The following is a 13,024-nucleotide window of genomic DNA, read 5'->3' on the forward strand; positions in this document are numbered from 1 at the left end:
GGCATGACGACGATCATCCTCTTCGCGCCGCTCCTCGGCGCCCTGCTCTGCGGTTTTGGCTACAAGTGGTTCGGCGAGAAGGGCGCGACCTATATCGCCACGGGCCTGCTCTTCGTCGCGGCCTTCTTCTCCTGGATCGTGTTCCTGACCTTCGGCGGCGAGACGGCGCATGTTCCGCTGTTCCGCTGGATCGTCTCGGGCACGCTCGCCGCCGACTGGGGCATCCGGCTCGACCGGCTGACCGCGATCATGCTGATCGTCGTCACCACCGTCTCCTCACTCGTGCATCTCTACAGCGTCGGCTACATGGCGCATGACGAGAACTGGAAGAACAGCGAGAGCTACCGGCCGCGCTTCTTCGCCTACCTCTCGTTCTTCACCTTCGCGATGCTGATGCTCGTGACGGCGGACAACCTGCTCCAGCTCTTCTTCGGCTGGGAGGGCGTCGGCGTCGCCTCCTACCTGCTGATCGGCTTCTACTACCGCAAGTCGAGCGCGAACGCGGCGGCGATCAAGGCCTTCGTCGTGAACCGGGTCGGCGACTTCGGCTTCCTGATGGGGATCTTCCTCACCTATGTCGCGGTCGATTCGATCGCCTTCGACGACATCTTCGCCGCCGGGCCCGGCCTGGCGCAGTCGACGCTGCACTTCCTCTGGCGCGACTGGACGGCGTCGGAAGTCATCGCGACGATGCTCTTCATCGGCGCCATGGGCAAGTCGGCGCAGCTCTTCCTGCACACCTGGCTGCCGGACGCGATGGAAGGCCCGACCCCGGTCTCCGCGCTCATCCACGCCGCGACCATGGTGACGGCGGGCGTGTTCCTCGTCTGCCGCATGTCGCCGATCATCGAATACGCACCGCATGCCAAGACCTTCATCGTCTACATCGGCGCCACCACCGCCTTCTTCGCGGCGACGGTCGGTCTCGTGCAGAACGACATCAAGCGGGTGATCGCCTATTCGACCTGCTCGCAGCTCGGCTACATGTTCGTGGCCGCGGGCGTCGGCGTCTATTCGGCGGCGATGTTCCACCTGCTGACCCACGCCTTCTTCAAGGCGCTGCTCTTCCTCTGCGCCGGCTCGGTTATCCATGCGATGCACCACGAGCAGGACATGCGCAACTACGGCGGGTTGAGGAAGAAGGTGCCGATCACCTTCTGGACCATGGTGCTCGGCACGCTCGCGATCACCGGCGTCGGCATTCCGCAGACCACGATCGGCTTCGCGGGCTTCCTCTCCAAGGACGCGATCCTCGAAAGCGCCTGGGCCGGCGGCACGGCGGCGTCGAGCTATGCCTTCTGGATGCTGGTGATCGCCGCCGCCTTCACCTCCTTCTATTCCTGGCGCCTGATCTTCATGACCTTCTTCGGGGAGCCGAGGGGCGATCATCACGCGCATGACCACGCGCACGAGAGCCCGCGGGTGATGACGATCCCGCTGATGGTGCTCGCGCTCGGCGCGGTCTTCTCGGGCATGATCTGGTACAACTCCTTCTTCGGCGATCACGCGCGGGTGCTGAGCTTCTTCGGGATGCCGGCCCACGAGGCCGAGGCGGTTCTCTCGGAGGGCGAGGGAGGCCACGCCGCGCCGATGCAGGCGGCGGGGGAGCATGCCGCGCCCGCCGAGGGCGAGGCGGCGCCGACGGCCGAGGCGCCGGGGGCGGCCGCGGTCGTCGCGCATGGCGCGGCCGAGGGTCCGATCGGCGCGATCTACATGGCCCCGGACAACCACGTGCTGGAGGAGGCGCACCAGGCGCCGTTCCTGATCAAGTCCTCGCCCTTCATCGCGATGCTGATCGGTTTCGGCGTGGCCTACATGTTCTACATCTCGAACACCACGCTGCCCCGCCGCCTCGCGGAGGCGCAGCGGCCGCTCTACCTCTTCCTGCTCAACAAGTGGTATTTCGACGAGCTCTACGACTTCCTCTTCGTGCGCCCCGCGATGTGGCTCGGCCGCTTCCTCTGGAAGAAGGGCGACGGGGAGACGATCGACGGCACGATCAACGGCGTCGCGATGGGTTTCGTGCCCTTCGTGACCCGGCTCGCCGGCCGGGCGCAGTCCGGCTACCTCTTCCACTACGCATTCGCCATGGTGCTCGGCCTCGTCGTGCTCCTCGCCTGGATCAGCCTCACGAGCGTGGGTTAAGATGAACAGCCTCCTCTCCCTCGTCACCTTCCTGCCGCTGATCGGCGCGGTCGTCCTGCTTCTCTTCCTGAAGGGGGATGACTCGGCGGCGCGCAAGAACGCGAAGCTGCTCGCGCTCTTCACCACGACGGCCACCTTCCTGCTGTCGCTCTTCGTGCTCTTCGGCTTCGACGCGTCGAACCCGGGCTTCCAGTTCGTCGAGGAGCGGGCCTGGCTCGGCGGGCTCACCTACAAGATGGGCGTCGACGGGATCTCGGTCCTGTTCGTGATGCTGACGACGGTGCTGATGCCGATCGTGATCCTCGCCTGCTGGCAGGTGAACGATCGCGTCAAGGAGTACATGGTCGCCTTCCTCGTGCTCGAGACGCTGATGATCGGCGTCTTCTGCGCCCTCGACCTCGTGCTCTTCTACATCTTCTTCGAGGCGGGCCTCATCCCGATGTTCCTGATCATCGGCATCTGGGGCGGCAAGGACCGGATCTACGCGGCGTTCAAGTTCTTCCTCTACACGCTGCTGGGCTCCGTGCTGATGCTGATCGCGATGATCGCGATGTACGCCCAGGCCGGCACGACGGACATTCCGACGCTGCTCACCTATTCCTTCAGCTCCGAACCGATCCGGGTGCTCGGCTTCACCGTCGTCGGCGGGGCGCAGACGCTGATGTGGCTCGCCTTCTTCGCCTCCTTCGCGGTGAAGATGCCGATGTGGCCGGTCCATACCTGGCTTCCGGACGCCCATGTGCAGGCGCCGACCGCCGGATCGGTCGTGCTGGCGGCGATCCTGCTGAAGATGGGCGGCTACGGCTTCCTGCGCTTCAGCCTGCCGATGTTCCCGGTCGCCTCCGACGTGATGCAGAACTTCGTCTTCACGCTCTCGGTCATCGCGATCGTCTACACGAGCCTCGTCGCGCTGATGCAGGAGGACATCAAGAAGCTGATCGCCTATTCCTCGGTCGCGCACATGGGCTTCGTCACGATGGGGATCTTCGCGCTGAACCGGCAGGGGCTCGACGGCGCGATCTTCCAGATGCTGAGCCACGGCTTCATCTCCGGCGCGCTCTTCCTCCTCGTCGGCGTGGTCTACGACCGGATGCACACGCGCGAGATCGCCGCCTATGGCGGGCTCGTGATCCGGATGCCGGTCTACGCGCTGCTCTTCATGCTCTTCACGATGGGCAATGTCGGCCTGCCGGGGACGAGTGGCTTCGTGGGCGAGTTCCTGACCATGGCGGGCGCCTTCCAGGCCAACAGCTGGGTCGCCTTCTTCGCCGCCTTCGGCGTGATCCTCTCGGCCGCCTACGCGCTCTGGCTCTACCGGCGCGTCGTCTTCGGCGACCTGATCAAGGAGAGCCTGAAGACGATCCAGGACATGACCTCGCGCGAGAAGCTCCTCTTCGCGCCGCTGGTGGCGGCGACGATCCTGCTCGGCGTCTATCCGGCGCTGGTGCTCGACGTGATCGGCCCCTCGGTCGACGCGCTCATCAACCATACCGAGGCGGCCGTGGCGGCGAGCCACACCAGCCTCGCGCAGAACTGACCTGCGCCGCATACCTTCGAGGAACCGCAGATGTTGAACCAGGACCTTAGCGTAGTCGCCCCCGAGCTGGTGCTGGCGCTGCTTGCCATGGCTGGCCTGATGTGGGGCGCCTATGCCCGGTCGGACGTGAGCCGGATGGTGCACTGGGCGACGGTGTTCGTGCTGGTGGCGGTCGGCTTCTGGGTCGGCTTCCAGCCGTCGGAGACCACGACCGCCTTCGGCGACTCCTTCATCAACGACGGCTTCGCCCGGTTCTCGAAGGTGATGGTCCTCTGGGGCGCCGCCGCGGCGCTCGCCATGAGCCTCGAATACCTGATCCGCACCGAACTCCTGAAATACGAATTCCCGGTGCTGATCCTGCTCGCGACCGTGGGCATGATGGTGATGGTCTCCGCGAACGACCTGATCGTGCTCTATCTCGGGCTCGAACTGCAGAGCCTCGCGCTCTACGTCGTCGCCGCCTTCCGCCGCGACTCCGTGCGCTCGACCGAGGCGGGGCTGAAGTATTTCGTGCTCGGCTCGCTCTCCTCGGGCCTGCTGCTCTACGGCGCGAGCCTCGTCTACGGCTACGGCGGCACCACCGCCTTCGCGGGCATCGCGCTCGTCGTCGCCCAGCCGGGTCCGCTCCCGCTCGGCCTCGTCTTCGGCCTCGTCTTCCTCTCGGCGGGCATCGCCTTCAAGGTCTCGGCCGCGCCGTTCCACATGTGGACGCCCGATGTCTACGAGGGCTCGCCCACGCCGGTCACCGCCTTCTTCGCGACCGCCCCCAAGGTCGCGGCCTCGGCGATGTTCGCGCGCGTGCTCTTCTCCGCCTTCGGCGGCGCGGTGCCGGAATGGCAGCAGATCCTCGCCTTCCTGTCGCTCGCCTCGATGGCGCTCGGCTCGGTCGCGGCGATCGGCCAGACCAACATCAAGCGTCTGATGGCCTATTCCTCGATCGGCCACATGGGCTACGCGCTGATGGGCCTCGCCTCGGGAACGGTGCTCGGGGTCGAGTCGCTGCTCATCTACCTCGCGATCTACGTGGTGATGAGCGTCGGCGTCTTCGCCTTCATCCTGAACATGGAGAAGGACGGCCAGCCGGTGACCGAGATCGCCTCGCTCGGCCTCTACTCGCGGGTGGAGCCGGCGCGCGCCGCGGCGCTCGCGGTGCTGATGTTCAGCCTCGCGGGCATCCCGCCGCTGGTCGGCTTCTTCGGGAAGTTCTACGTGCTGAAGGCCGCGATCGACGCCGGGCTGGTCTGGCTCGCCGTCGCGGGCATGATCGCGAGCGTGGTCGGCGCCTACTACTACCTGCGCATCGTCTATCTGATGTATTTCGGCCAGCCGGTCGACGGGCTGAACGGCCGGATGCCGACGCTGCACTGGGGTCTGCTCGGGCTCTCCGCGATCATCATGGTGGTCGGGATCGTGAACCTCTTCGGGGTCGAGACGCTCGCCGCCTCCGCGGCCGCGACGCTCGTTCCCTGAGCGATGACGCGCTGGCCCGAGGGCGTCGGCCGGGAGATCCTCGCCGAGATCGACAGCACCAACGCGGAGGCGCTGCGGCGGGGCCGGGCCGGGCGGCCCGATCCCGCCTGGATCCTGTCGCGGAACCAGACCGCGGGCCGGGGGCGCCGGGGCCGGGTCTGGCAGCAGGATCCCGGGAACTTCGCCGCGAGCCTCTTCATGCTGGTCGAGGGCGGGCCGACCGCCGCCGCGCAGCGCTCCTTCGTGGCGGCGCTCGCGCTCTTCGACGCGCTCGTCGCGGTGACCGGGCGGCCCGAGCTCTTCGCGCTCAAATGGCCGAACGACGTGCTGCTGACCGGCGGCAAGCTCGCGGGGATCCTGCTCGAGAGCGAGATGGCACCGCGCGGCGGCGTCGCGCTCGCGGTCGGCATCGGGGTCAACCTGCGCTCGGCGCCCGAGGCGCGCGCGCTCGGGCCCGGGGCGACGCGGCCGGTCAGCCTCGGCGAGAGCCTCGGCGGCGCGCCGACGCCGGAGGAATTCCTCGACCTGCTCGCCCCCGCCTTCGCCCATTGGGATGCCCGGTTGCGGGGTGAGGGCTTCGCGCCGCTGCGCGCCGCCTGGCTCGCCCGCGCCGCCCGGATCGGGGAGCCGATCGTCGCGCGCCTGCCGGGGCGCGAGCTCTCCGGCCTCTTCGAGACGATCGACGCCGACGGCGCGCTGGTCCTCGCCGCGGCGGAGGGCCGGATCACGCTGCCCGCCGCCGACGTGTTCTTCCTGCCGGTCTGAGCGGAGGATCGTTCGCGGATGCTGCTCGCCATCGACGTCGGAAACACCAACACGGTCTTCGCGCTGCACGACGGCGCGGCCGTGATCGCGGAATGGCGGTGCAGCACCGACCGGCAGCGGACGGCGGACGAGTATTTCGTCTGGCTGCGGCAGCTCTTCGACCATCACGGGCTCCATCCCGCCGTGCGCTCGGTCGTCATCTCCTCCGTCGTGCCGCAGGTCGTGTTCAACCTGCGCGTCCTTTCCGACCGCTATTTCCACACCCGGCCGAAGGTCGTCGGCAAGCCCGAGGTGAAGCTCGGCGTGCCGGTCCGCGTCGATCCGACGACGCATGTCGGCGCCGACCGGCTCGTGAACACGGTCGGCGCCTTCGACCGCTACGGCGGCGATCTCATCGTCGTCGATTTCGGCACCGCGACCACCTTCGACGTGGTCGGCCACGACGGCGCCTACGAGGGGGGCGTGATCGCTCCCGGCGTGAACCTGTCGCTGAAGGCGCTGCACGACGCGGCCGCGGCGCTGCCCTTCATCGACGTGACGCGTCCCGACCACGTCGTCGGGACGAATACGGTTGCCTGCATGCAGTCGGGCATCTACTGGGGCTATGTCGGCCTCATCGAGGGTCTCTGCGCGCGCATCCGCGCCGAACGCGGGACGCCGATGACGGTCATCGGAACCGGGGGGCTGTCCACCCTCTTCGCTCAAGGGACAGATGTGCTGGAAAAGGTCGATACCGGGCTCACGATTCACGGGCTGGTGCTGATCGACCGTTTGAACGAGGAGTAGCACCGGGACCATGGCAGGCAAGGAACGGCTGATCTATCTCGCGCTCGGCGGCGCGGGAGAGATCGGCATGAACATGTACGTATACGGCTACGGGCCGAAGGACGCCGAGCGCCTGATCCTCGTCGATGTCGGCGTGACCTTTCCCGACATGGAGACGACGCCGGGGGTCGATCTGATCATGGCCGATCCCGCCTGGGTGCAGGCGCGGGCCGACCGGCTCGAGGGGATCTTCATCACCCACGCGCACGAGGATCACGTCGGCGGGCTCGGCATGCTCTGGTCGCGCCTCGGCGCGCCGGTCTATGCCCGCCGCTTCACCGCCGCGATCGCCCAGAACAAGATGGACCGCGCCGGCCAGCCCGCGAGCGAGGTGCGCCAGGTCGACGCCTGGCCGCACATGGTCGAGGCGGGGCCTTTCCGCGTCGGCTTCGTCCCCGTGTCGCATTCGATCCCCGAGAGCTCCAGCCTCGTGATCGAGACGCCGGCGGGGCGGATCCTGCATTCGGCCGATTTCAAGACCGATCCGACCCCGGTGGTGGGCGATCCCTTCGACGCGGACATCTTCCGCGCGATCGGGGACCAGGGCGTCAAGGTGATGACCTGCGATTCGACGAATGTCTTCTCGCAGCATCCCGGCCGGTCGGAGGCGACGCTGACCGAGCCGATCCGCGCGCTGATGCGCGAGGCGGAGGGCATGGTGGTCGCGACCACCTTCGCCTCCAACGTCGCGCGGCTCCGGACGCTCGCGGAGGCGGGCCACGCGGCCGGCCGCCAGATCGTCGTGCTCGGCCGCGCGATGAACACGATGCTGAAGACCGCCCGCGCGACCGAGGTGCTGGACGGCTTCCCGCCCACGGTCGACGTGACGGAGGCGGATTCGGTGCCGCGCAGCCAGCTTCTGGTGCTCGCGACCGGCAGCCAGGGCGAACGCCGCGCGGCCTCGGCGCAGCTTGCCAGCGGCAAGTACATGGGGCTGGAGCTGCGGCGGGGCGACACCTTCCTCTTCTCCTCGAAGACCATCCCGGGCAACGAGATCAGCGTCGGGCGGATCATGAACGCGCTGAGCGAGAAGGGGGTCCGGATCGTCGACGACGCGGACGGGCGCTACCATGTCTCGGGCCATGCGAACCGGCCCGATCTCGCGGTGATGCAGGACCTGCTGCGTCCCTCGGTGATCGTGCCGATGCATGGCGAGCATCGCCATCTGACCACCCACGCGGAATACGCGGAATCGCGCGGCTATGTCGGCGTGGTGGCGCCGAACGGGGCGATGCTCGATCTGACCGGGCCGGTGCCGAAATTCGCCGAGAAGGTCGAGACCGGGCGGGTCTATCTCGACGGGACCGAGATCATCGGCGCGCTGGACGGCGTCGTGCGGGAGCGGATCCGGATGGCGATCCGGGGCCATGTGATCGTCTCGATCCTGATCGACGAGGGCGGCAAGCCCATCGGCGGCGCCTGGGTCGAGACGGTGGGCCTGCCCGAGGTCGCCCGCCTGCGCGACGGTCTGGCCGGCGCGCTCGAGGACGACATCGGCCGGGAGCTCGCGCGGGCGCGCAAGGCCGATTTCGACGATGACGACGCGATCGAGCAGATCGTGGCGCGCACCGTCTCGCGCCGCTGCAACGACCTGATCGGCAAGAAGCCGGTCTGCACGGTGATGATCAGCCGGCTGGAAGCCTGAGCCCGGGCGGCGGCCGCGCGCCGCGATCGGCCCGAAAACGAAAGGAGCCTCCGGCGAGACGCGCGGAGGCTCCTTCTTTCTGTGCGCGGTCGGCGGCTCAGGCGGCCGGCGCGGTTTCCTCCGCCGCGGCGGCTTTCGCGCGCGAGGTGGCGCGACGGCGCGGCGCGCGCGGCTTCTTGGCCGGCGGCGCATCCTCGGCCTTCACTTCGGGCGCCTCGGCCGCGGCCTCGGGAGCGGCGGCTTCGGGAGCGGCGTTCTCGGGCGTGGTGGCCTCCACCGGGCTTTCGCTGGCCGTCACCTCGGGCGCGGAGATCTCGGCCGGGGCGGCTTCCCCGGCGGATTCCGGCTCGGAAGCCTTCGTCTCGGCGGGCGCGGTGTCGAAGCGGAATTCGCGCAGCAGGAAGGCGGGCACGTGATCGCCCATGCCGACGACGGCGCGGTCGTCACGCCGCCGGCCGCCCCTGTCGCTCCGGGAATCGCCGCGGGGCTGGGCCGCCTCGGCGGCGGGTTGCGCCGCCGGAGCGCGCGTATCGCCCCGATCCTCGGCCTTGCGCGGCTCCGCGCGGCGCGACTCCGAGCGGCGGGCGCGCTCGGACCGGCGCGGCGCGCGGGCGCCCGCCTCGGCCTCGGCCTCGGTCTCGGCCGGGGCGGAGCCGAGCGGGCTCGTCAGGACCGGGATGGTCTTCTTCACCAGTTCCTCGATCTTGGCGAGATACTTTTCCTCATGCGGCAGGCAGAGCGTGATCGCCTTGCCCGTGCGCCCGGCGCGGCCGGTCCGCCCGATCCGGTGCACGTAATCCTCGGAATGGATCGGCACGTCGAAGTTGAAGACATGGCTGACAGAGGGAATGTCGAGCCCCCGCGCCGCGACGTCCGAGGCGACGAGAAGCTTCAACGCGCCATCGCGGAAGTCGCCGAGGATCTTCATCCGCATCGACTGTTCGAGATCGCCATGCAGCGGGGCCGCGTCGAACCCGTGCTTCTTGAGCGACTTGGCGACCACGTCCACGTCGCGCTTGCGGTTGCAGAAGATGATGCCGTTCGTCAGCGTCTCGCCCTCGGCCCGGATGAGCCGGCGCAGCACCTCGCGCTTGTCGGAATCGGCGCTGTCGCGCCGCTTCGGCGTGTGCTTGCAGACATGCTGGTCGATGGTCTCGGAGGTCGTGGCCTGACGCGCCACCTCGACCCGGACCGGATTGTGCAGGAATTCCTCGGTGATGCGCGTGATCTCGGGCGCCATCGTCGCCGAGAAGAACAGCGTCTGCCGGGTGAAGGGGACGAGCTTGAAGATCCGCTCGATGTCCGGGATGAAGCCCATGTCGAGCATCCGGTCCGCCTCGTCGACGACCATGATCTGCACGCCGGTCAGCATCAGCTTGCCGCGCTCGAAATGGTCGAGCAGGCGCCCCGGCGTCGCGATCAGCACGTCGACGCCCCGGTCGATGAGCTTGTCCTGGTCCTTGAAGCTGACGCCGCCGATCAGGAGCGCCATCGAGAGCTTCACGTGGCGAGAATACTTCTCGAAATTCTCCGCCACCTGCGCCGCGAGTTCGCGCGTCGGCGCGAGGACGAGGCTCCTCGGCATCCGGGCGCGGGCGCGGCCCTTCGAGAGATGCGTGATCATCGGCAGCACGAAGGAGGCGGTCTTGCCGGTTCCCGTCTGCGCGATCCCGAGCACGTCGCGCCCTTCGAGCGCGTGCGGAATGGCCTGAACCTGGATCGGGGTGGGGGTCTCGTACCCGGATTCGGATACGGCTTTGAGAACCTTGGGGTCCAAGGCGAGGTCGTCAAATCTGGTCATGTAGCCCGTTCGCTGTTGTCGCGGCATGAATGGCCGCACAGGTCACGCGGCCCCGAGCTTCCGGATTGAAGCTCACTTCCTGAGGCACATATATGCGCCGCGGGACCCGAGGTCAATCTGGGCGCGCGTTTTCCGGGCCGGAAGCGCCGAAAAAGCCGCGGATCCGCCGTGAAATAGGGCGTTTTTACCACGATCGCCGGGGCTGGACGCGGTTCCCCGCCTTTCCGCCGCCGCGAAGGCGGTGTAAGGGATGCGAGATTCGAGGGAGTTTGTCAGGTATGAACGAGGTTGTGGACAAGGCCCTGCGGGGCATGGCCCTGCTCAAGGTCAGCAACATCCGTCACTGGACGGACCGTACTTTTTCGTTCGCGGCGGAGCGTCCGGCCGGGTTCCGGTTCCGCTCGGGCGAATTCGCGATGATCGGGCTCATGGTCGAGGGCAAGCCGCTCCTGCGCGCCTATTCGATCGCCTCGCCCGCCTGGGCCGATCATCTGGAGTTCTATTCGATCAAGGTCGACGACGGTCCGCTGACCTCGCGGCTGCAGAAGATCGCGGAGGGCGACGAGATCGTGATGCGGCCGAAGCCGGTCGGCACGCTCGTCCATGACGCGCTCCTGCCGGCGAAGCGGCTCTTCCTGTTCTCGACCGGCACCGGCATCGCCCCCTTCGCGAGCGTGATCCGCGAGCCCGAGACCTACGAGCGGTTCGACGAGGTGATCCTCACCCAGACCTGCCGCGACGCGGGCGAACTCGACTACGGCCACGCGCTGGTGAGGGAGATCCGCGAGGACGAGCTTCTCTCCGAGGTCGTGGGCGACAAGCTGCGCTTCCTCGCCACGACGACGCGCGAGCCGAGCGAGGTGATGGGCCGGATGACCGACTGGATCCGTGACGGGCGCCTCGCCGAGGCGACCGGCGCGCCGCTCTCGCCCGAGACCGACCGCGTGATGATCTGCGGCTCCATGGCGATGCTGCAGGAGCACAAGGCGCTCTGCGAGGAAGCGGGCATGATCGAGGGCTCGAACTCCGAGCCCGGCCATTTCGTGATCGAGAAGGCCTTCGTGGACTGAGGGCCTCGGAAAACGCGGAAGCATGTGAAGGGCGGGGCCGGGGGCGCCGCCCTTTCTGTTCGGAGGCGGGGAAGGCGGACCGAGGTCCGCCCTACGGTCGCGTAGGGCGGACATTTGTCCGCCATTCCCTCAGACCATCATCTCCTTCGTCGCCGAAAGGCGCAGCTCCGGGAAATCGCGCTCCACGCGGTCGATGTCCCATTGCAGGCGCGTCATGTAGACCGGGTCGCCGTCGTGATCCTCGGCCATGTGGCCCTTGTTGGCCTTCACGAAAGCCTCGATCTTGTCCTTCGGCCCCGAGATCCAGCGCGCCGAGGTGAACTGCGTCGGCTCGAACCGGACCGGGAGCCCGTATTCCTGCTCGATCCGGCTCGCCAGCACGTCGAACTGCAGCGGCCCGACGACGCCGACGATGAAGCCCGAGCCGATATTGGGCTTGAAGACCTTCGACGCGCCTTCCTCGGCGAATTGCAGCAGCGCCTTCTCGAGATGCTTCGCCTTCATCGGATCTCCCGAGCGCACGGTCTGCAGGAGTTCCGGCGCGAAGGAGGGGATGCCGGTGAAGCGCAGCGCCTCTCCCTCGGTCAGCGCGTCGCCGATCCGGAGCTGGCCATGGTTCGGGATGCCGATGATGTCGCCCGCCCAGGCGTCCTCGGCGATCTCGCGGTCGGCGGCGAGGAAGAGCACCGGATTGGAAATCGCCATCGGCTTGCCGGAGCGCACGTGCAGGAGCTTCATTCCGCGCTCGAAATGGCCTGAGCAGAGGCGCACGAAGGCGACGCGGTCCCGGTGCTTCGGGTCCATGTTGGCCTGCACCTTGAAGACGAAGCCCGTCACCGGCGCTTCCCAGGCGCCGACCTCGCGGCTCGCGGCGGGCCGGATCTCGGGCTCCGGGCCATAGGCGCCGATTCCCGCCATCAGTTCCTGCACGCCGAAGGAGTTGATCGCAGAGCCGAACCAGATCGGCGAGAGGTTTCCATCGAGCATCGCCTGGTGGTCGAAGGCGGGCAGGAGCTCGCGCGCCATCTCGACCTCCTCGCGGAGCTTTTCGAGCAGGTCGGCCGGCACATGATCGGCCATGCGCGGATCGTCGAGCCCCTCCATCTTCACGCTCTCCGCCCGCCTGTTGCGGTCGGCGCGGTCCATGAGCTCGAGCCGGTCGTTCAGCATGTCGTAGCAGCCGAGGAAGTCGCGCCCCATGCCGATCGGCCAAGAGGCGGGGCAGACGTCGAGCTGGAGCTCCTGCTGGATCTCGTCGATTATCTCAAAGGTATCGCGGGCTTCCCGGTCCATCTTGTTGCAGAAGGTGAGGATAGGAAGGTCGCGCAGCCGGCAGACCTCGAAGAGCTTGCGCGTCTGGCTCTCGACGCCCTTCGCGCCATCGATCACCATCACCGCGGCGTCGACGGCGGTCAGCGTGCGATAGGTGTCCTCGGAGAAATCCGAGTGGCCGGGCGTGTCGACGAGGTTGAACCACCAGTCGCGGAACGGGAAGGACATCGCGGAGGCGGAAACGGAGATCCCGCGGTCCTGCTCCATCTTCATGAAGTCCGAGCGCGTGCGCCGCGCCTCGCCCTTGGCGCGCACCTGTCCCGCCATCTGGATCGCGCCGCCGTAGAGCAGGAACTTCTCTGTGAGCGTGGTCTTGCCCGCGTCCGGATGCGAGATGATGGCGAAGGTGCGGCGCCGGGCGATCTCGGGCGGCAGCGGCGGATGATTTGTCGAACGGTCCAGCATGGGCGGTCATATAGCGGCGGGCCGGGCAG

At 67.9% G+C, this 13,024-nt stretch carries 9 protein-coding genes; 7 read left to right on the forward strand and 2 right to left on the reverse strand.

What is annotated here, in order from left to right; genetic code table 11:
- The first annotated feature begins 3 nt into the window (after window positions 1-3).
- The 6 genes from nuoL to FJM51_RS02235 are packed head-to-tail and all read left to right on the forward strand — an operon-like array spanning window position 4 to window position 8,387.
- Window positions 4-2,145 (forward strand): NADH-quinone oxidoreductase subunit L, encoded by a 2,142-nt coding sequence (gene nuoL, locus FJM51_RS02210; protein ID WP_140452461.1) that lies wholly within the window; start codon window positions 4-6, stop codon window positions 2,143-2,145.
- Window position 2,146: 1 nt separating this feature from the next.
- On the forward strand, window positions 2,147-3,682 hold the full coding sequence (locus FJM51_RS02215; RefSeq protein ID WP_140452462.1) for an NADH-quinone oxidoreductase subunit M: 1,536 nt from the start codon (window positions 2,147-2,149) through the stop codon (window positions 3,680-3,682).
- A 30-nt stretch (window positions 3,683-3,712) separates the two neighbouring features.
- Complete coding sequence (gene nuoN, locus FJM51_RS02220) at window positions 3,713-5,152, forward strand: NADH-quinone oxidoreductase subunit NuoN (protein ID WP_140452463.1); 1,440 nt, start codon at window positions 3,713-3,715, stop codon at window positions 5,150-5,152.
- Window positions 5,153-5,155: 3 nt separating this feature from the next.
- Window positions 5,156-5,917, forward strand: coding sequence for a biotin--[acetyl-CoA-carboxylase] ligase (locus FJM51_RS02225; RefSeq protein WP_140452464.1), 762 nt, complete (start codon window positions 5,156-5,158; stop codon window positions 5,915-5,917).
- An 18-nt stretch (window positions 5,918-5,935) separates the two neighbouring features.
- Window positions 5,936-6,703: a type III pantothenate kinase gene (locus FJM51_RS02230; protein WP_140452465.1), complete on the forward strand. Its 768-nt coding sequence runs from the start codon at window positions 5,936-5,938 to the stop codon at window positions 6,701-6,703.
- Window positions 6,704-6,713: 10 nt separating this feature from the next.
- The gene (locus FJM51_RS02235) at window positions 6,714-8,387 is read left to right on the forward strand and encodes a ribonuclease J (protein ID WP_140452466.1); all 1,674 of its coding nucleotides are present in this window, start codon (window positions 6,714-6,716) and stop codon (window positions 8,385-8,387) included.
- Between the two features lie 97 nt (window positions 8,388-8,484).
- Here the strand turns inward: FJM51_RS02235 and FJM51_RS02240 are convergent, their stop codons facing one another.
- Window positions 8,485-10,188 (reverse strand): DEAD/DEAH box helicase, encoded by a 1,704-nt coding sequence (locus FJM51_RS02240; RefSeq protein ID WP_140452467.1) that lies wholly within the window; start codon window positions 10,186-10,188, stop codon window positions 8,485-8,487.
- Window positions 10,189-10,466: 278 nt separating this feature from the next.
- On the opposite strand from FJM51_RS02240, the gene FJM51_RS02245 reads away from it, so the two are divergent.
- Window positions 10,467-11,258: a ferredoxin--NADP reductase gene (locus FJM51_RS02245; RefSeq protein ID WP_140452468.1), complete on the forward strand. Its 792-nt coding sequence runs from the start codon at window positions 10,467-10,469 to the stop codon at window positions 11,256-11,258.
- A gap of 129 nt (window positions 11,259-11,387) precedes the next feature.
- Here FJM51_RS02245 and FJM51_RS02250 read toward each other — a convergent pair whose 3' ends face one another.
- Window positions 11,388-12,995 (reverse strand): peptide chain release factor 3, encoded by a 1,608-nt coding sequence (locus FJM51_RS02250; protein ID WP_140452469.1) that lies wholly within the window; start codon window positions 12,993-12,995, stop codon window positions 11,388-11,390.
- Between the last annotated feature and the right edge of the window lie 29 nt (window positions 12,996-13,024).

This window comes from Amaricoccus solimangrovi, assembly GCF_006385685.1.
GTDB lineage: Bacteria > Pseudomonadota > Alphaproteobacteria > Rhodobacterales > Rhodobacteraceae > Amaricoccus > Amaricoccus solimangrovi.

Excerpts from the sequence above, each read along its gene's own strand:
- nuoL (WP_140452461.1), top strand. The coding sequence starts at position 4 with ATGACGACGATCATCCTCTTCGCGCCGCTCCTCGGCGCCCTGCTCTGC.
- FJM51_RS02215 (WP_140452462.1), top strand. The coding sequence starts at position 2,147 with ATGAACAGCCTCCTCTCCCTCGTCACCTTCCTGCCGCTGATCGGCGCG.
- nuoN (WP_140452463.1), top strand. The coding sequence starts at position 3,713 with ATGTTGAACCAGGACCTTAGCGTAGTCGCCCCCGAGCTGGTGCTGGCG.
- FJM51_RS02225 (WP_140452464.1), top strand. The coding sequence starts at position 5,156 with ATGACGCGCTGGCCCGAGGGCGTCGGCCGGGAGATCCTCGCCGAGATC.
- FJM51_RS02230 (WP_140452465.1), top strand. The coding sequence starts at position 5,936 with ATGCTGCTCGCCATCGACGTCGGAAACACCAACACGGTCTTCGCGCTG.
- FJM51_RS02235 (WP_140452466.1), top strand. The coding sequence starts at position 6,714 with ATGGCAGGCAAGGAACGGCTGATCTATCTCGCGCTCGGCGGCGCGGGA.
- FJM51_RS02240 (WP_140452467.1), bottom strand. The coding sequence starts at position 10,188 with ATGACCAGATTTGACGACCTCGCCTTGGACCCCAAGGTTCTCAAAGCC.
- FJM51_RS02245 (WP_140452468.1), top strand. The coding sequence starts at position 10,467 with ATGAACGAGGTTGTGGACAAGGCCCTGCGGGGCATGGCCCTGCTCAAG.
- FJM51_RS02250 (WP_140452469.1), bottom strand. The coding sequence starts at position 12,995 with ATGCTGGACCGTTCGACAAATCATCCGCCGCTGCCGCCCGAGATCGCC.